This is a genomic window from Sphingomonas sp. FG14 (assembly GCF_057809675.1).
In genome coordinates, this window is the sequence record NZ_JBMDKK010000002.1 from 670619 (window position 1) to 688557 (window position 17939).

Consider the following 17939-nt stretch of genomic DNA (forward strand, 5'->3'; position numbering starts at 1 on the left):
GCAGCTGCAAAATACCCTACGTCTGATACCATTTCGCATGCGCGATCGGATCGAGAGATGGCTGGAGGCGGAACGCGACCAGCTAGCGCTATGGGGGCCCGTCGCGCTGGGCGCGGGCGTCGCCGCCTGGTTCGCGCTTGCGCCGGCCAGCCAGTGGGCAGCCTTTCTGCTGATCGCTGTCGCAATCGCATTCGGAGGCGCCGCACTGGGGCTGGGTAGCCGGCTGGGGCGTTCGCTCGGCTGGTTCGGGATACTTGCCGCGATCGGCATGGCGTTGATCTGGTGGCGCGCGGAGCGAGTGGCCGCGCCGGTGCTCGAACGGCCCGCGGTGGTGAAATTCCAGGCGGAGGTCGTGCAGGTCGATATGCTGGCGGCGCGGGGGCTGGTGCGATTGCTGCTCGAGCCGCGTGATGCGCCTGCCCTACCGCAGCGCGTGCGGGTCAATGTGCGGCAGGATGATGCGGGAGAGGGGTTGCGGACTGGCGCGACCGTCGAACTGCGCGCGCGGTTGATGCCGCCACCCGAAGCGGCGGTGCCCGGCGCCTATGATTTCGCGCGGCTCGCGTGGTTCCGTGGCATCGGAGCGACCGGGCGGGCGTTGGGGCCGGTCGCGATCGTCAGCCCCGGTGCGCCACCCGTGCTCGCCGACACGCGCCGGCGCCTCTCCGCGCATATCCAGGCGCGACTCGCAGGTGGTGAAGGGGCGATCGCCGCCGCGCTGGCGACAGGTGATCAGGGCGCCATCCCCGAAGAGGATGCGGAGGCCATGCGCCGCGCCGGCTTGTCGCATCTCCTCTCGATCAGCGGTCTCCATGTCACCGCATTGGTCGGTGCGACGATGCTGCTGTTGCTGCGGCTGATGGCGCTCAGTCCCTGGCTGGCATTGCGCTGGCCGCTGGTGCTGATCGCGGCGGGCGGCGGGGCCTTGGCCGCGATCGGCTATACCTTGCTTACCGGCGCGGAGGTGCCGACGGTCCGGTCGTGTGTCGCCGCAATCCTGGTGCTGATCGGCATCGCGATCGGCCGCGATGCGATCACGCTCCGCCTCGTCGCGGCAGGCGCTGCGTTCGTGCTGTTGCTCTGGCCCGAATCGCTCGTTGGGCCGAGTTTCCAGCTCAGCTTCGCGGCAGTGACCGCGATCATGGCGCTGGTCGAGCATCCGCGGATCAAGGCCTTGCTCGCGCGCCGCGACGAGGGGTGGCTGCGCGGCACTGGGCGGATCCTGCTCGGCCTGCTGCTCACTGGTATCCTCGTCGAACTCGCGCTTACCCCGATCGCGATCCATCATTTCCACAAGGCTGGGCTGTATGGGGCGCTCGCCAATATCGTCGCGATCCCGCTCACCACCTTCATCGTGATGCCGGTCGAGGCGGCTGCGCTGCTGCTTGATCTCCTCGGGCTCGGCGCGCCGTTATGGTGGGTGACGGGGCAAGCGTTGTCGCTGCTCTTGTGGATCGCGCACAGCGTTGCCGCCATGCCCGGTGCGGTCGCGGCACTACCGGTCGTGCCAGACGCTGCGTTCGGGGCGATCGTCGCCGGCGGCATCTGGATCGCGCTCTGGCGAACGGGCGCGCGCTGGCTGGGCCTGATGCCTGTCTTGATCGGAGCGATCTGGGCGCTGTCCACCCACGCACCAGACATATTGGTGACGGGCGACGGACGCCATCTCGCGGTGCGGACGGATCGCGGCTATGCGCTGCTGCGCCCGCGCGCGGGTGACTATGTTCGTGATATGCTCGCCGAAAGTGCGGGCTTCGAAGGGGAATTGGCCGATCTTGATGCGGCGCGCGGCGCGCGATGCAGTCGCGACGCCTGCACGATCGAGCTGATCCTTGGAACGAAACGATGGCGGCTCCTCGCCACGCGCAGCACCTATTTCGTCGATCCCGCGCAATTGCGTGCCGCCTGTCGCGATGCCGATATCGTGGTCAGCGAACGCTGGCTGCCCGATTGGTGCGCGCCGCGCTGGATCAAGGCCGATCGCGCATTGTTGGCGAAAACGGGCGGGCTGACGATCGATCTGTCGAGCGCCCGGATCGCGACGGTGAAACGTGCGGGCGACGATCATCCCTGGGTGAATCCGCCGCGGCCGAAGGCGGCGTTGCCGTCATTCCGCCCAAGTCCATCCTGACCTCATGCGCCCCCGTTTGCTTCGAGCAGCGTCGAGCGAAGTCGAGACGCGACCGTCGAGAAGCATTGCGGCCAACGCTTCTCGACTTCGGTTCTCGGCAAGCTCGAACCTGCGCTCGAAGTAAACGGGAGAGGGGGCGCTCAATAGCGCCGCAGCAATCCTGCCAGCTTGCCCTGCACGCGAATCTGATCGGGCCGATAGCGCTGCGGATCATAAGCACGGTTCGCCGGATCGAGCCGGATCATCGCACCTTCGCGGCGGAAATATTTGAGCGTCGCTTCGCTTTCGTCAACCAGGGCGACCACGATCTCGCCATCGCGTGCGACGTCGGTGCGGCGGATCAATGCATAATCGCCGTCGAGAATGCCGGCCTCCACCATGGAATCGCCTGAAACCTCCAGCGCGTAGTGGTCGCCGGAGCCGAGCAGCGCGGCGGGGACGGAAAGCGTGCTTTGCCCCTCCAGCGCCTCGATCGGCGTGCCTGCGGCGATGCGGCCGTGCAGGGGGATCTCCAGCACGTCGTTGGCGGCGATCGGCAACTGGCGCGACGTGGCGGGCGCCGCCTGCTTCTTCGCCGGTTTCGCGGTGGCGCGCTCGGGCTGTTTCAGCACTTCCAGCGCGCGCGCGCGATTGGGCAGGCGGCGGATGAAGCCGCGTTCCTCCAGCGCGCTGATCAGGCGATGCACCCCCGATTTGGACTTGAGGTCGAGCGCCTCCTTCATCTCCTCGAACGAAGGAGACACGCCGGTCTCTTCCAGCCGGTCGCTGATGAAGCAGATCAGTTCATGTTGCTTGCGCGTGAGCATCGCATGTTCTCCGATGGAACGAACGAAGAACGTGTAGGAAACATCCGGGCGGTCGTCAAGCGATCGCTACGATTTCCGCCATTTCACCCACTTCGGCCGCCGGTGCACCCGCTGCGCGGACGATCAGCGCGTTCGCGGAGGCGAGCGAAACCATCGCGGCGCTGTCTTGTTCGGGTGCCTGGATCACCTCACCATTCGTCCACAGTCCGCGCAGATATTCGGCGCGGCCGCCGCACGCCGGAAGCGGCACGCCCAGGCGCACGCGGTGCGCAGTCGGCAACGGATCTGCGGCACCCTGCAATGCCCGCACCAGCGGGAGCAGGAACAGGGTGCCTGTGACGAAGGTGGAGACGGGATTGCCGGGCAGCCCCAGCACGACCGCATCGCCCAGCTTGCCGGCGAGCAGCGGTTTGCCCGGCTTCATCGCGATCTTCCAGAAATCGAGCGTGCCGCCGATCGCGTCGAGCACGGGACGGACCAGATCATGGTCGCCCACCGATGCGCCGCCGGAGGTCACGATGATGTCGGCCCCGCGCGCGGCCTCGAAGGCGGCGGCGAGTGCGTCGAAATCGTCGCGCACGATGCCGCGATCATCGACGATCGCGCCGTTCGGTTCCAGCATCCCACGCAGCATGATCGCGTTCGACGCCGGCAATTGAACGCCCGAGACCGGATCTCCGGGAGGGACGAGTTCGTCGCCTGTCGAGATCAGCGCCACGCGCGGCCGCCGGCCGACACTCAACCGGCCATGCCCGCCCATCGCGGCCAGCCCGATCCGCGCGGCCGTCAATAATGCGCCGCGTGTGACAAGGCGCTGCCCTTCCGCGAAATCGCCGTCGGTGACGCGTACATGTTGGCCGTGCCGGCGCGGGCCTTCGCCCGTCAGCACCAGGGTGTCTTCGTCTCGGGTCGCTTCTTCCTGGATCAGGATCGTGTCGGAGCCCTCGGGAAGCGCGGCGCCGGTAAAGATGCGCATCGCCTCACCCCGCCTGATCGCGTGGTCGGGTAGGGTGCCGGGCGCGCTTTCCCCGGTCACACGCCAAGGGCCAGGCATATCGGCAAAGGCGATGGCATAGCCGTCCATTGCCGAGAGGTCGGCGGCAGGCTGGCCGCGCATGGCCAGGCAATCCGTGGCCAGATAGCGGCCGGTCGCTTCGTCCAGCGTCAATGTTTCGGCCGGAAGCGGTGCGGCTAGTGCAAGCAGCCGCGCCTGCGCGTCGGCGACCGGAAGGAGGGCGCTCATTTGCCTTTGCCTACGCCGTTCGGACTGAGCCTGTCGCAGTCCTGTCTTTCCCTTTCCGTCGGCGCCGACGAAGAACGGGACTTCGACAGGCTCAGTCCAAACGGAACGGGAGTATTCGCGCTCACGCCCGATAATCGCCCGATTTGCCGCCGGTCTTCGAAACCAGCCGCACGGCGCTGATCTCCATTGCCTTGTCGACCGCCTTGACCATGTCGTAGATCGTCAGCAGCGCCACCGAAACAGCGGTCAGCGCTTCCATTTCGACGCCGGTCTGGCCCGTCGTGCGCACCGTGGCTGTCGCGTTGACGCCGCTTGCATCGGGCGTGAGATCGATCGAAACCGAGGATATTGGTAGCGGGTGGCAGAGTGGAATGAGGTCGCTGGTCCGCTTGGCCGCCATGATCCCGGAGACGCGCGCCACCGCGAGCACGTCGCCCTTTTTCGCTGATCCGTCGCGGATCGCGGCTGCCGCCTCGGCGGACATCGAGATGCGACCCTTGGCCACGGCCTCGCGCGTGGTGACCTCCTTGCCTGAGACATCGACCATATGCGCCGCGCCCTCGGCGTCGATATGGGTAAGGCCGCTCATGCCGTGCCCAGCAGCCGGCGCGTCGCCGCCTCGACATCGGCCTCGCGCATCAGCGCCTCGCCGACCAGAAAGCAATGCACGCCATGCGCGGCCATCGCATCGAGATCGACGCTGGAGGTCAGTCCGCTTTCGGCGACGAAAGTGCAACCTTCGGGCGCGCGGCCGATTAGTTCATAGGTACGCGCGAAATCGACGGTGAAATCGCGCAGGTCGCGATTGTTGACGCCGATCAGCCGTGATCGCAGCTTCAGCGCACGGTCGAGTTCGTCCGCGTCATGGACTTCCACCAGCGCATCCATGCCCAGCCGGATCGCTTCCGCCTCGATCTCGGCCATCATCCCGTCATCGAGCGCGGCGACGATGATCAGGATGGCGTCGGCACCCAAGGCACGCGATTCCGCGACCTGCCAGGGATCGACGAGGAAGTCCTTGCGCAGGCATGGGATCGATACGGCGCCGCGTGCCGCGACCAGATAGCTGTCGTCGCCCTGGAAGTAAGGCATGTCGGTCAGCACCGACAGGCAGGCCGCGCCCGCAGCCTCATAGGCGCGGGCATGCGCAGGCGGATCGAAGTCGGCGCGGATCAGCCCCTTGGATGGGCTGGCCTTCTTGATCTCGGCGATCAGCGCATGGCCGTTGCGCGCCTTGGTGTCGAGCGCGGCGCGAAAGCCGCGCGGCGGCGTCTGTGCGGCGGCGCGCGCCTCGATCTCGGCAAGATCGGTTTCCGCCTTGCGGCGGGCGACATGCGCGCGCTTGGCGTCGCAAATCTCGGTCAGCTTGTTCATTTATAGGCGATCCAGCAATCGAGCAGCGCGTTGGCAAGTCCGTTGTCGAGCACTTCCGCGGCTTCCTCCGCGCCTTCGGCCAGGGTCGCGGCGCGCCCGGCAACCACCAGCGCGGCGGCGGCATTGAGCAGCACCGCATCGCGATAGGGGCCCGTTTCACCCTGGAGCAGCCTGCGCAACGCCGCCGCATTGTAGGCGACGTCGCCACCACGGATCGCGCTGGTCGGCGTGCGCGGCAGCCCGATATCCTCCGGCGTGATCATATCGCCGACATTGACGTCGCCGACGCGGAAGACCTGGCTGGGGCCGGCGCCCGACAATTCGTCCAAACCTTCCTCGCCCGAAACGACGAGCGCGGCCTCGGCGCCCAGGCGAGCGAGCGCGGTGCCGTAGACGGGCACGTAATCGGGCCGCGCGATGCCGATCAACTGGCGCGTCACCCGCGCCGGATTGGCGAGCGGCCCCATCAGGTTGAAGATCGTCCGCCGCCCGATCGCCTTGCGTATGGGGTGGATGCGCTTGAGCGCGGGATGATGGTTGACCGCGAACAGGAAGCAGATACCGATTTCCTTCAGCGTCTCCTCCGCGGTTTCGCTGGCGCGCTCCATGTCGAGCCCCAGCGCTTCCAACGTGTCGGCCGCGCCTGCCTTGCTCGATGCCGCGCGGTTGCCGTGCTTGGCCACCGGCACGCCGCAGGCCGCGACGATGATCGCCACCGCGGTCGAAACGTTCAGGCTGTGATGGCCGTCGCCGCCCGTACCGCACACGTCGATCGCCCCTTCGGGCGCATCGAAGCCGATCATGCGGTCACGCAGCGCCTGCGCCGCCGCCGCTATCTCCACGCTGGTTTCGCCCCGTTCGGTGAGCGCGATCAGGAATTCGGCTATGGCTTCGTCGGACACGCGCTGGTCGAGCAGGTCGGCGAATGCCTGCGCCGCCGTCGCCTCGTCGAATTGTTCGCGCGGATCGGGAAGGGTGAGCACCGCGCTCATGCGCGTTCCTTCACGGCGAGCCCGGCAAGCTTCAGGAAATTGGCGAGCATCGCATGGCCATGTTCGGTGGCAATGCTTTCGGGATGGAACTGCACGCCATGGATCGGCAGTGTCGCATGGCGGAAACCCATCACCGTGCCGTCGGGGGCTCGCGCATTCACCTTCAGCGCATCGGGCAACCCGGCTTCCGGCACGATCAGCGAGTGATAGCGCGTCGCGGTGAAAGGAGAGGGGATGTTCGCGAACACGCCGGTCCCGTCATGTGTGACCGCCGATGTCTTGCCGTGCATCAGTTCGGCCGCACGGATCACCTGTCCACCGAAATACTGGCCGATCGACTGATGGCCCAGGCAGACGCCGAACAGCGGCTTGCCCGCATCCGCGCACGCCGCGACAAGGTCGAGCGATATGCCGGCCTCGTTGGGCGTGCAGGGGCCGGGTGAAATCAGAAAGGCGTCCGCGCCCGACGACAGGGCCTGTCCGGCGGAGATCGCGTCGTTGCGGACAACCTCCACCTCCGCTCCCAGCTCCATCAGGTAATGGACGAGGTTCCAGGTGAAGCTGTCGTAATTGTCGATGACGAGGATCATGGCGGACCGGCCTTATCGGCAGAAGCGGCGATGGGGAAGCACCTGCTTGTCTGCGCCGGGGCGACGGCGCGTTTCTCATGCGCGATGCATGCGTATCGAACGCAACATTTTTCGTGCGATGCGGAAATGCCGATCTTTCGTAAGCCAAATTGCCATTCAATATGGAAGGATCAGTAGCGGGTGATTATGGATATAAAGTATAATTAAAGCCGCTGAGATGTGCAGGATATCGGCCATTCTCGAAATTGAATGTAATAAAATAACCGAACTTATGCAAGTCAATATGGTGTGTAGATCATGTGACATGTCAATGGAGTGAAGAAAAACATTAACCTCTCATATACGGCGTAAGATCAGGCTTGGCTGTCTTCGTGGGGGAGTCAATGCCGTGGATGATGTGGGAAAAAACATCTGTGCGCCTGGGATGGAAAAGCGCTCGGACAATCAGCCTTGCACGCTCATTCCGTTTCAGGGCAGGAAATCGCTCGTCTCGGGCCTGAAGCTCGCCACCGCGCTCGCACTCGCCACGGGCGCCGCCGGTCAGGCCGGCGCGCAGACTTCCGTGGTCAGCGCCTGTTCGGGCGTCAGCCTGCCGCGATCGGTCGTCACCGACATCGCCGGCGATGTTCTCGTGCCAGTGCTCGGCAAGGTGGAGGACGCGTTGAACCTCGTTTCGCTCGGCCTGATCGATCTTGGCCTTTCCACCACGCTCAGCAATGCCTCGAAAGGCGCGCCGGTCACGCTCAACGCGATCGGCATCGACGGCAAGGCGATCAACGTGCTCGCCAACCCGGATTGCCAGACGGTCTCAGACAGCTTCTCCCTCGAAACGCCCGCCGGGATCGCGTTTGGCGGCAATCTCATCTCCGGTCTGGGCGCGGCCGGCGCGGGGCAGGGCGCGACGGCGGGCGACCTCACCGCCATCGCCATCGGTAACAAGGCTAGCACCAGCGCGGGCGCCATCGGCGCGATCGCGTTGGGCCAGGGCGCCAGCGTTACCCATCTCGGCTCCAGCGTGGCGCTCGGAGCGGGTTCGACCGCGACGGGCGCGACGCTCGGCAATCAGGCTTACCTGGTGGGCGGTGCTGCGACGGCGGAGGTCAATATCGGCGACCGTCGCCTGACCGGCGTCGCGGCGGGGGCCGCCGACACCGATGCTGTCAACGTCGCGCAGTTGAAGGCCGCGACCGCCGGCGCGCTGGGTGATGCGCTCCAGTTCAACGCGGGGCTGAGTGCCTATGACGCGGAACGCGGGGGCGCCGCCAGCAGGATCACCAATGTCGCGGCGGGTACGCTGAGCGCCACGAGCGACGACGCTGTCAACGGTTCACAGCTTTTCGCCACCAACAGCCAAGTTTCGATCAACACGACCAACATCACCAACCTCGAAACGTCGGTCGGCGCACTGCAGGATGACGCGCTCCAGTATAATTCGAAGATCGGCACCTATGATGCGTCGCGCGGCGGTGTACCGACCGGTGTTTCAGGCGTCGCTGCCGGCGCGCTCGACTCGACGTCGACCGATGCGGTCAATGGATCGCAGCTATTCGCGACGAACAGCCAAGTCTCAACCAATACCACCAACATTTCGACCAATACGACGAATATCGGCAATCTCGACATCGAGCTCGATGCTCTGAGTGCGCTCGCGGTCAAATATGATGGCGCGGGTATGGATGTCGTCACGTTCAAGGGGGCGAGCGGCACGCGCCTGACCGGCGTCGCCCCCGGCACGATCGACGCCGCCTCGACCGATGCGGTCAATGGTGCGCAGCTTTTCGCCACCAACACGCAGGTTTCGACCAACACGACCAATATCACCAAGCTCGAGACCTCGGTTGGCGCGCTGCAGGACGACGCGCTTCAATATAATGCGAAGATCGGCGCTTATGACGCGGCGCGTGGCGGCGTGCCGACCGGTATCGCCAATGTCGCGGCGGGCACGCTCGGCGCCACATCGACCGATGCGGTGAACGGATCACAGCTCTTCGCGACGAACAGTCAGGTCTCGACCAACAGCACCAATATCGCGAACAACACCACCAAGATCGCCAGCATCGATGTGGAATTGGACGCCCTGAGCGCGCTTGCGGTCAAATATGACGGTGCTGCCCGCGATGTCGTGACGTTTCAGGGAGCCAGCGGAACACGCCTGACTGGCGTTTCCGCAGGTGCGCTCAACGCTTCCAGCACCGACGCGGTCAATGGCGCGCAACTCTATGCGACCAACAGCCAGGTCGATATCAACACCACCAATATCGCGCTGATCAACAGCAAGATGGGATCGATCGATGCATTGGCCGTCACATATGACGACAAGTCGCGGACTGGCCTCACCCTACTCGGCGCGGGCGGCACGACGATCTCCAACGTCGCGGCCGGCGTCGACGATATGGACGCGGTCAATGTCGCGCAGTTGAAGGCTGCGACGGCGGGGATGGCAACCGATGCGCTCCAGTACGATGCCGGGGTAAGCGCCTACAACGCCCAGCGTGGCGGTGCGCCCACGCGCATCACCAATGTCGCGGCGGGCGCATTGAACGCGACAAGCACCGATGCGGTCAACGGCGCGCAATTGTTCGCGACCAACAGCCAGGTCGCCACCAACACCACCAGCATCGCCAATCACAGCACCGCGATCACCAACCTGACCGTCGATATCGGCGCGTTGCAGGATGACGCCCTGCTGTTCAATACCAAGCTCGCCGCTTATGATGCGGCGCGCGGCGGCGCCGCGACCAAGGTCACCAATGTCGCGGCCGGCGCGCTTAATGCCGCGAGCGATGATGCGGTGAACGGTGCGCAGCTTTACGCGACCAATAGCCAGGTCGATATCAACACCACTAATATCGCACTGCTCAACTCGAAGATGGGATCGATCGACGCGCTCGCCGTCACCTATGACGACAAGTCGCGAGGTTCGCTGACCCTGCTCGGCGCGGGCGGAACCCGGGTTTCCAATGTCGCGGCGGGCGTCGACAATGACGACGCAGTCAATGTAGCGCAGCTCAACAGTGTGGCGAACAGCGTCACGGCGCTGCAGGGCGACGCGCTGATGTTCGACGCCGTGGCCAATGCCTACAATGCCACGCGCGGTGGCGCGGCACAGCGTGTCACCGGCGTCGCGGCGGGCACGCTCGATGCGACCAGCACCGACGCGGTCAACGGATCGCAGCTCTATGCAACCAACCAGGCGCTGGCCTCGCTCAGCACCAAGGTCGGGGATATGGGCGCGCTGGCAGTCCAATATGACGATACCAGCCGCAAGATGTTGACCCTGGCCGGCGCGGGGGGGACTCGCGTGACCAATGTCTCGGCGGGGACAGTCGCGGCCGGTTCGACCGACGCGGTCAACGGATCGCAACTCCACGCCACCAACCAGGCGGTGGGGCAGGTGGATCAGCGCGTGACCAATCTCGCGGGCAGCATTGCCACGCATCTGGGCGGCGGCGCTGCCGCCAATGCCGACGGATCGGTCAGCGCGCCAAGCTATGCGATCGCCGGTATCGACGCGAACGGCAACAGGACTAGCCAGACCTACGACAATGTCGGTTCGGCGCTGAGTGGGCTGGGGGACAGTCTGGCAAACGTCAACGGCCGGGTCGATGCGATCGCTGCGGCCAGCGACCAAGCGGTGTCTTACGACAGTTCGGCGAAGGACAAGGTCACACTCGCCGGCGCTTCGGGCACCAAGGTCACCAATCTTGCCGATGGCGAAGTGAGCGCGGACTCGAGCGATGCGGTCAGCGGATCGCAGCTCTATGCGGTTGGCCAGCAGGTCGTGACCAACACAAACAACATCACGAATCTTCAGACCCAGATCGCCAATATCCAGGTCGGCGGCAGCGCATATGTTCAGGTCAACAATACCGCCGGCAATCCCCACGCGTCGGCGACCGGAACCAATGCGATTGCCGTCGGCGCCGGTGCGGCGGCCGCGGGCGCGAACAGTGCGGCCATGGGAACCAACGCCTCTGCGCTGGCCTCCAACAGCGTCGCGCTGGGCACCTCGTCGGTCGCCGATCGCGCGAACAGCGTGTCGGTCGGTTTCGCCGGCGGCGAGCGTCAGATCACCAATGTCGCGGCGGGTATCTCGAGTACCGACGCCGTCAATCTCGGCCAGCTCAGCACCGGGCTGGGCCAGGCGGTCAATATCTCGAACGCCTATACGGATGCGCGGATTTCGATCCTGTCCTTCGATCTCGGGCGTGTGCGCCGCGATGCGGAAGGGGGGACCGCCGCCGCCATGGCGCTCACCGCCATGCCCCAGGCCTTCGGCCCCGGCATGAGCATGTTCGGCATGGGCGTCAGCACCTGGCAGGGTGAAAGCGCCGTCGCCTTCGGTGTCTCGAAGGCGACGCCGGGCGGCAAGGTCGTCGTCAAGGCCGGCGCCACCTACAACACGCGGGGCCAGGGCGGCGCCAATGCCGGCTTGGGTGTCGTGTTCTGACCGGACCGAAGGGCGGCGGTGGGGCCGTCTGAACGCCCGGATCGGAGCGGTGGCGGGGTGCCTGGCGCTCCGCCATCGATTCCGCTTCACCATGTCCGGTCGACGATCGGATCAGGCGGGGCTTCCGGATCGGTCCGATCGTTGTCCGCGTGAAATCCCTCATCGTCCTGAAAACCGAAGGGCGCGCTTGCGAACAGCCAGCAAGCCAGGCGCATGCCATAAGGGCGAGGCCGTTTATGACATATCCGGCCACGGCCATTGGGTCAGCTTGTTTCCTCCGCGGAAATCCCACGGAGATAGCCTTGCATGGCATCCAGGCTGCGCGCGGTCAGTTGCACCGCGACGCAGCGCCTGTCCGCTTCAACGGGTGAGAAACGGACGAAACCTGCCTGACGTAGCGCATGGATCCATCGCAGCGCGGTTGTGCTCGATGACAAAGCCGCAACGCAAACCGATTTGATCGTTTCCGCCCGACCGGTCTGGTGTGAGATGTAGAGGGTGAGCAGCATGTTCCAGGCGGCGTCTCCGATATAGACTTCCGGGAACCAGTCGGCGCGGCGCGTTCGCTCGATCGTGAGCCTTTCGGCCTTGCGCAGAAGCCGCGCCTGTTCGGCAGCGTCATCGAATTTTTCCGAGCGGCCGTGATGAATGTCGCGGTTGCCGGCACCCGTCGCATCGCCGATCGAGCCGGATCGATCGCTGTCGCCGATGTGAGGATCGAGATCTGCCATCACTTCCTGGACATCTCGCCATTTTGCCACTCCGAAGGTTGGAAGCCCGGCCGGATATGGCGCCATTGAACGCGGCGGTTTGGGCGCCACGTTATGCACCACTCGATTGCAGCAACATTGCGTCCCTGGCGGACAGGTCTGTGCCATAGGTGCACAAATATTTGATCTGGGGCGCTAAAAGCCCTCCCGAGCTCGGCGCGATCTGTCGTTCGATGGAATTGTCGAACGCCTCGTAAATCGCGGCAATGCAAAAAAAAGGGGGCGCGGCGTTCGAACGACTGGGTCTTTTTGAGCCTCGGTGGCCGAACCCAGGCCGGATCAAGCGAGTTTGAAAGCCTCGATATGTTCAGCCCGGCCAGCGAGCCGTTCGATCAATGTGGCCGTGCCGCTTTCCGGCAGCCGGACGGTTGCGATGCCGGTGGCGGCAACCTTCGCCATCTTCTTGCCGGCCGCGAGCTGATCATTGACCATTTCCAGCGTCAGATGCGCCCGCGCGGCGGGCAGGTGCAGCATGCTCGCGGAAACGCGGAGCAGCGGGAAGAAGCGTTCATGCCCGAACCGGTCGACCGCCAGGATGCCGCCGGCCGCGCGATCAACAGCGGAATAGAGACTTTCGGCATCGCTCGCGAACTTGACGCACAGGCCACGGATGATCTCCGCGCTGGCCATTTCATCGTGCGTCAGGCTGACGAAAAAGTCGTCGCCGCCGATATGACCGATGAACGATGCCTTGGCCTGCACTTTGCGCAGCAGGTCGGCGAACATCACCAACGCGCGATCGCCGGCGGCGAAACCATAGCTGTCGTTGAACGCCTTGAAATTGTTGAAGTCGAAAAAGACCAGCGTCTGCGGCCCCGTCCGTGACAACGCGCCCTCTATATGTTGGGCGATGCTGCGATTACCCGGCAGATGGGTCAGCGGATTCTGTTCGCGTGCCGTCGAGACCGCGGTTTCCGAAGCAAGCCGCAGGATCGCATGGTTGCTGAGATAGCCGGCATAGCAGCCTTCATCGGCCAGGATCAGCCCGCAGGCGCTTTCGGCGTCCACATAGCTGTTTACGATCGCCTCGACGCTGGCGGTGGCATCACCGATCGGGAAACGCCGTACCAGCTTTTCCAGCGTCAGCGTCGCACCCTTGTTGGCGAGCAGCGAGGGGCCGAAATCGCTGAGCAGATATCGACGGATATCCTCCTCCGCCAGTGCGCCGAGTACCAACCCGCCCCGATCGGTGACCGGGATGATCCGCAGGCCCGGCGCAGCCTTGAAGGCGTTGGCGGCATCGATCAGCGGCGCGTCGATCACCAGCGGCGTGATCGGATTGAGCAGCTTTGCGACGCGTGCATTCATCTTCGGGCGGCCGGCGCCGCGCAGCGTGCGGCCATAGGACATCGCCAGTTCGCTCAGCCGCGTGGTCGGGCGCGCGATTCCGAACCCCTGCGCCAGATCGCAGCCCAGATCGCGCGCCATGCGGAAATCTGATTCACTTTCAACGCCTTCCGCCACGGTCATGAAGCCCAGCGCATGGGCGAGCCCGCACAGCTTGGCGACGATGGCCTGTTTGCGGGGGTTGGTGGCTATCTGGTCGATGAAGCTGCGATCGATTTTGACGTAATCGGGCTCGATCGTCATCAGCATGTGCAGGCCGGACATGCCGATGCCGAAATCGTCGAGCGCGATCCGCACGCCGATCCCGCTCAGAAGCTCCACGACGCGCAGCATGTTTTCGGCGGATCGCACCGGGTCCCGCTCCGATATCTCCAGACACAGATTTCCGGCGCTGAGGCCGGAATTGCTGAAGACGTCCCTGATCCCCTCGATCGTCGGGGGAGATCCTTCATAGCTTCGATTGTCGACGTTGCAGAACAGGCGGGTCGATCCGGCCGCCTCGAAGCGGGCGAACTTGGCGATGGCGTTGCGGAGCAGCGCCAGATCCATCGTCCGCAGATTGCCCGTCTCGGCGGCCATGTCGAGCAGGTCGCAGATCGCCGGTGTGCCTTCCGGCAGCCGCGCCAGTGCCTCGAAACCATGGACGCGCAGCGAGGAGGTGCTGATGATCGGCTGATATGCGAAATCGGCGGACGCGAGTTGCTCGGTCACGGTCGCACCGTGAGATCGGGTGACGGCCCCGTTCATCAGATGTGGCAGTTCAGGCATGGAGCATGGTCTTCATGCGCCAGTGTCTAAGCGGAAGTGGTGAAGGAGCCCTTAGCTACACTGTCACATCACCGTCACAAATGGCTGTTTTCCGGGCTGTTCAGCGTTGGACGGGGCGCGGCTTGCGACGCCAGAGTGCGTTCACGATCACCCAGCGATCGCCGAACTGGCCAAGCTGGAGATGATCGACGAACCAGGGCGTCTCCACCCGCACTGTCGCGATGTCCTGATCGGCGCCCAGCAGCTTCACCGATCGTTGCCACTGATCCTTCGGCGTCTTGAGTGCGCCCTCGCGCGTCAGGGCGATCAGTTCGTCGGAGGTCATCCGGCCAAGCGGGAGCGTTTCATAGGGCGATTCACGCTTCGGTGTCCGCTTGGCGAGATCGGGGTGGAGCGCACGCGCCACCCGCTCGACATTGCCTTCCAACTGGCCATCGACATAATCATAGGCGACCGCCTCGATCGCGCGGACCGTCGCCGGATCGGCTTGCGCCGCCGCGGGCGTCGCGATCGCGACCGCCAGCAGCCAGGTAAACAGTCTCGTCATCCTTGCCGGCATCGTGCGTTCCCCATGCTTCTTCTTCAGCAAAGCGGATCGGCCGATGCGCGTCAATCGATGCTAGTGGTCTGATCCAGACAGATGCATCCGCATCTGTCTGGAAAAATCAGACCACCAACCAATGCCTTAGTGGATCGTATCAGACAAAAGCGGATGCTTTTGTCTGATACGATCCACTAGGCCAGTGCCTCCATCGGCTGGAAATCCTCGTCCAGCCCGAACATGCGCGGCCCCAGCACTTCCAGGCTCTGTGCGCTGCGCAGCATCGCGTCGGCGGCATAGCCCAGTACCTTCACGCGCTGGCCATAGGCAAGCATCTCGGCAGTCAGGGGCTCGCCGGTCTCGCGGTCGAGCATGGTGATCAGGTCAGGCACGATCGTCACGGTCTTGCCGTTGACGCGCGCCACTGTGAATTCGTTCTGAAACTCGACGATGCATTCGTCGGTCGACTCGCCGATCCCGGCGATCCGCGCATGGCCGAAATGCCAGCCGTCGCGCGTGTCGTGCACGACATCGACGATCTTGCCGTCGAACAGGATCCGCGCGGCGCGGCCGTCGCGGCGGCCCAGCACGTCGAGCAGGTCGGCGAAGATGTCGCGGCCGCCCTCGCGCGCGGTGCGGATCGCACGACCGATCTCCAGCGTCTGCATCAGCGTGCCCTGAACCGCGAAGGCTTTGGCCTGCGCGCCCGACATCGGATAGAGCGCGCCAAAGGTCAGCGCGCCCATCGCCGCCGTGATCGACCGGCACAGATCCTCCGCCGCGCGATCGTCGACCGCCTCGATCACCGCGACATTGCCGCTGTCGTCCATCACGATGCACGGCGTCGCCTTGCAGCCGTTGATGCTGAACGTCGTCATCTCGATATGCGGCACCGCGCGCCCGATGCCGTCGGCGTCGAGCACCGGGATGCCGCTGATCGCGGAGAGGGCGAGGGGGAACATCGAATTGGCGCCGCCCATCTCGGCGCTGATCAGCGCATCCACCCGGCGCCCGTAAAAGGCCTCGGCACGCGCCAGCAGCCGCAGCAGCGTCTTGTCGCTCACCAGATGCTCGACGATCACCGTCGGCGCGCCGATACCCGCGATCGACAGCACGAACGCGTCGTCGGCGATCGTCTCGCTCGCGATCACCTTCGGATAGCGGCCCGCCTTGATCTGCGCCTGCAGGAAAAGCTGGCCGACATAGGGGTCGCCGCCACCCCCGGTGCCGAGCAGAACGGCGCCGCGCGCCATGTCCTTGATATCGGTTACGTTGTTCACGGTCAGCATGGTCTGTTGCTTTCTCAGGCGATCTTGGGGGCGGTTCAGGCGAACATCGCGAGCGGGCCGACGGCGCGCACGCGGATCTGCACCGTTCCGCTCTTCATATGCGTCATCGGCAGTTCGACGACTTCGACGATCTCGACATCCTCGGCGCGCGCGCCGGCCTTCACAGCCTCCGCCGTCGCATCGTCCTTGGCCCGCGCGATCGCCGCGTCGCGGCCGAGCGCCGCCACGTCATAGAGCTTGTCGACGCGCCCGCTGACCAATGCGATCGCGGCGCCCACGGCGTTCGCGACCGAAGCGTGATCGGGCCGCAACACGTTCGACGTGCCCTTCAATGGCCGGCCGATCAGGATGCTGCCGCCGCCGACGAGCACGAGCGGGATCGCATGCTGGCTGGTCTTGATATGGTCGATCGCTTCCTCGATCTGCGCGTGCAGATCGTCGAGCGCAGCGTCCACCAGCCCGGCATCGAGATGCGCGACCTTCGCCGCATCGCCGATTTCGGCCTGGCCCGCGCGCACCGCGATATCGGTCGCGGTCAGCGTGCTTCCGCCGAACACCAGTCCTTCCTCTTGCAGCCGATAGCCCACCGATGTCGGGCCGACGATGCAGCCGCTGTCGGTCTCACGGACCAGGCTGCCGCCGCCGATGCCGATCGACAGCACGTCGGGCATGCGGAAATTGGTGCGCACGCCGCCGATATCGTTGGCGGCGGTGGTCTCGCGCGGGAAACCGCGCAGCAGGAAGCCGATATCGCTGGTGGTGCCGCCGATATCGACGACCACGGCCTCGTCGAGCCCGGTCAGGAAGGCGGCGCCGCGAATGCTGTTGGTCGGTCCCGCCGAACAGGTGAAGATGGGGAAGGCGGCGGCGACTTCGGTGGTGATCAGCGTGCCGTCATTCTGGCTGATGAAGATCGGCGCGTCGATCTCGAGCTCGGCCAGCGCGGATTCGAGCGATCCGATCACCTGGCCCGACAGCTCGGCGAGCATCGCGTTGATGATCGCGGCATTTTCGCGGTCGATCAGGCCGATGCCGCCGACCTTGTGCGACAATGTGATGCGGGCATCGGGGATCGCGCTCAGTACGATCTGGGCCGCACGTTCCTCGATATCGGGGCGGATCGGTGCGAAATTGGCGGAGATCGCCACCGCCTTCAGCCCCTTGTCGCGCGCCTCGATCGCGGCGGCGCGCAGTGCGTCTTCGTCGATCGGGGCATAATCCTTGCCGGTATAGAGCGATCCGCCGCCCACCATATAGATATGGTCGCCGGCGGCCTCGACCAGATCGTCGGGCCAGCCGGTCAGCGGCGGCACGCCGTCAGCCTTGGGCAGCGAGACGCGGAACACCGCCACCTGCGCCAGCCCGCGGCGCTGGACGAATGCGTTCACGAACTGCGTCGTGCCGATCATCACCGCACCGATCGCGTCGCGATGCTCGCCCGCCTGATCGAGGATCATCGTCACCGCGTTGATCACGCCGCTGCGGACATCGGCGGTGGTGAAGCTCTTGGCGGTCGCGACGACCTCGCGGCCGTGCATCAGCACCACATCGGTATTGGTGCCGCCAACATCTATGCCGAGCCTGTATCCGCTCATGCTGTTCATGCCTGTCTACTCGCTTCGAAAAGGGGCGGGGGCG

General features: G+C 65.1%; 13 protein-coding genes. 2 read left to right on the plus strand and 11 right to left on the minus strand.

The window, feature by feature from the left end; genetic code table 11:
- Positions 1-37 precede the first annotated feature (37 nt).
- Positions 38-2131, plus strand: a complete 2094-nt coding sequence (locus tag ACODTA_RS11330; protein ID WP_489066009.1) for a ComEC/Rec2 family competence protein — start codon at positions 38-40, stop codon at positions 2129-2131.
- 140 nt (positions 2132-2271) lie between these two features.
- Here the strand turns inward: ACODTA_RS11330 and lexA are convergent, their stop codons facing one another.
- The 6 genes from lexA to ACODTA_RS11360 all read right to left on the minus strand — a co-directional run bounded on the left by lexA (position 2272) and on the right by ACODTA_RS11360 (position 7136).
- On the minus strand, positions 2272-2937 hold the full coding sequence (gene lexA / locus ACODTA_RS11335; protein WP_489066010.1) for a transcriptional repressor LexA: 666 nt from the start codon (positions 2935-2937) through the stop codon (positions 2272-2274).
- 55 nt (positions 2938-2992) lie between these two features.
- Positions 2993-4180 carry a molybdopterin molybdotransferase MoeA gene (locus tag ACODTA_RS11340; protein ID WP_489066011.1) on the minus strand — a complete coding sequence of 396 codons (1188 nt, stop codon included), beginning with the start codon at positions 4178-4180 and terminating at the stop codon, positions 2993-2995.
- Between the two features lie 121 nt (positions 4181-4301).
- On the minus strand, positions 4302-4769 hold the full coding sequence (gene moaC, locus ACODTA_RS11345) for a cyclic pyranopterin monophosphate synthase MoaC (RefSeq protein WP_489066012.1): 468 nt from the start codon (positions 4767-4769) through the stop codon (positions 4302-4304).
- A complete protein-coding gene (gene trpC, locus ACODTA_RS11350; RefSeq protein WP_489066013.1) occupies positions 4766-5554 on the minus strand; it encodes an indole-3-glycerol phosphate synthase TrpC in 789 nt (262 codons plus the stop codon). Before trpC ends, moaC begins: the two co-directional genes overlap by 4 nt.
- Entirely contained in the window at positions 5551-6546 is a 996-nt protein-coding gene (gene trpD, locus ACODTA_RS11355) for an anthranilate phosphoribosyltransferase (RefSeq protein WP_489066014.1), read from the minus strand. The genes trpC and trpD overlap by 4 nt, the downstream gene beginning before the upstream one ends.
- On the minus strand, positions 6543-7136 hold the full coding sequence (locus ACODTA_RS11360) for an anthranilate synthase component II (protein ID WP_489066016.1): 594 nt from the start codon (positions 7134-7136) through the stop codon (positions 6543-6545). The genes trpD and ACODTA_RS11360 overlap by 4 nt, the downstream gene beginning before the upstream one ends.
- Positions 7137-7560: 424 nt before the next feature.
- Between ACODTA_RS11360 and ACODTA_RS11365 the strand changes: the two genes are divergently transcribed.
- On the plus strand, positions 7561-11586 hold the full coding sequence (locus ACODTA_RS11365) for a YadA family autotransporter adhesin (RefSeq protein ID WP_489066017.1): 4026 nt from the start codon (positions 7561-7563) through the stop codon (positions 11584-11586).
- A 263-nt stretch (positions 11587-11849) separates the two neighbouring features.
- On the opposite strand, the gene ACODTA_RS11370 is transcribed toward ACODTA_RS11365, so the two are convergent.
- From ACODTA_RS11370 to ACODTA_RS11390, 5 genes are all read right to left on the minus strand, one after another.
- Positions 11850-12407 carry a hypothetical protein gene (locus ACODTA_RS11370; RefSeq protein WP_489066018.1) on the minus strand — a complete coding sequence of 186 codons (558 nt, stop codon included), beginning with the start codon at positions 12405-12407 and terminating at the stop codon, positions 11850-11852.
- Positions 12408-12635: 228 nt separating this feature from the next.
- Positions 12636-14450, minus strand: a complete 1815-nt coding sequence (locus ACODTA_RS11375) for an EAL domain-containing protein (RefSeq protein ID WP_489066019.1) — start codon at positions 14448-14450, stop codon at positions 12636-12638.
- A 121-nt stretch (positions 14451-14571) separates the two neighbouring features.
- On the minus strand, positions 14572-15018 hold the full coding sequence (locus ACODTA_RS11380) for a nuclear transport factor 2 family protein (RefSeq protein ID WP_489066020.1): 447 nt from the start codon (positions 15016-15018) through the stop codon (positions 14572-14574).
- Between the two features lie 188 nt (positions 15019-15206).
- Positions 15207-16301, minus strand: a complete 1095-nt coding sequence (locus ACODTA_RS11385; RefSeq protein WP_489066021.1) for an S-methyl thiohydantoin desulfurase family protein — start codon at positions 16299-16301, stop codon at positions 15207-15209.
- A 35-nt stretch (positions 16302-16336) separates the two neighbouring features.
- On the minus strand, positions 16337-17896 hold the full coding sequence (locus ACODTA_RS11390) for a hydantoinase/oxoprolinase N-terminal domain-containing protein (protein WP_489066022.1): 1560 nt from the start codon (positions 17894-17896) through the stop codon (positions 16337-16339).
- Between the last annotated feature and the right edge of the window lie 43 nt (positions 17897-17939).

Coding starts and splice junctions, on each gene's coding strand:
- ACODTA_RS11330 (WP_489066009.1), top strand. CDS start 38: ATGCGCGATCGGATCGAGAGATGGCTGGAGGCGGAACGCGACCAGCTA.
- lexA (WP_489066010.1), bottom strand. CDS start 2,937: ATGCTCACGCGCAAGCAACATGAACTGATCTGCTTCATCAGCGACCGG.
- ACODTA_RS11340 (WP_489066011.1), bottom strand. CDS start 4,180: ATGAGCGCCCTCCTTCCGGTCGCCGACGCGCAGGCGCGGCTGCTTGCA.
- moaC (WP_489066012.1), bottom strand. CDS start 4,769: ATGAGCGGCCTTACCCATATCGACGCCGAGGGCGCGGCGCATATGGTC.
- trpC (WP_489066013.1), bottom strand. CDS start 5,554: ATGAACAAGCTGACCGAGATTTGCGACGCCAAGCGCGCGCATGTCGCC.
- trpD (WP_489066014.1), bottom strand. CDS start 6,546: ATGAGCGCGGTGCTCACCCTTCCCGATCCGCGCGAACAATTCGACGAG.
- ACODTA_RS11360 (WP_489066016.1), bottom strand. CDS start 7,136: ATGATCCTCGTCATCGACAATTACGACAGCTTCACCTGGAACCTCGTC.
- ACODTA_RS11365 (WP_489066017.1), top strand. CDS start 7,561: ATGGAAAAGCGCTCGGACAATCAGCCTTGCACGCTCATTCCGTTTCAG.
- ACODTA_RS11375 (WP_489066019.1), bottom strand. CDS start 14,450: ATGAACGGGGCCGTCACCCGATCTCACGGTGCGACCGTGACCGAGCAA.
- ACODTA_RS11380 (WP_489066020.1), bottom strand. CDS start 15,018: ATGACGAGACTGTTTACCTGGCTGCTGGCGGTCGCGATCGCGACGCCC.
- ACODTA_RS11385 (WP_489066021.1), bottom strand. CDS start 16,301: ATGCTGACCGTGAACAACGTAACCGATATCAAGGACATGGCGCGCGGC.
- ACODTA_RS11390 (WP_489066022.1), bottom strand. CDS start 17,896: ATGAGCGGATACAGGCTCGGCATAGATGTTGGCGGCACCAATACCGAT.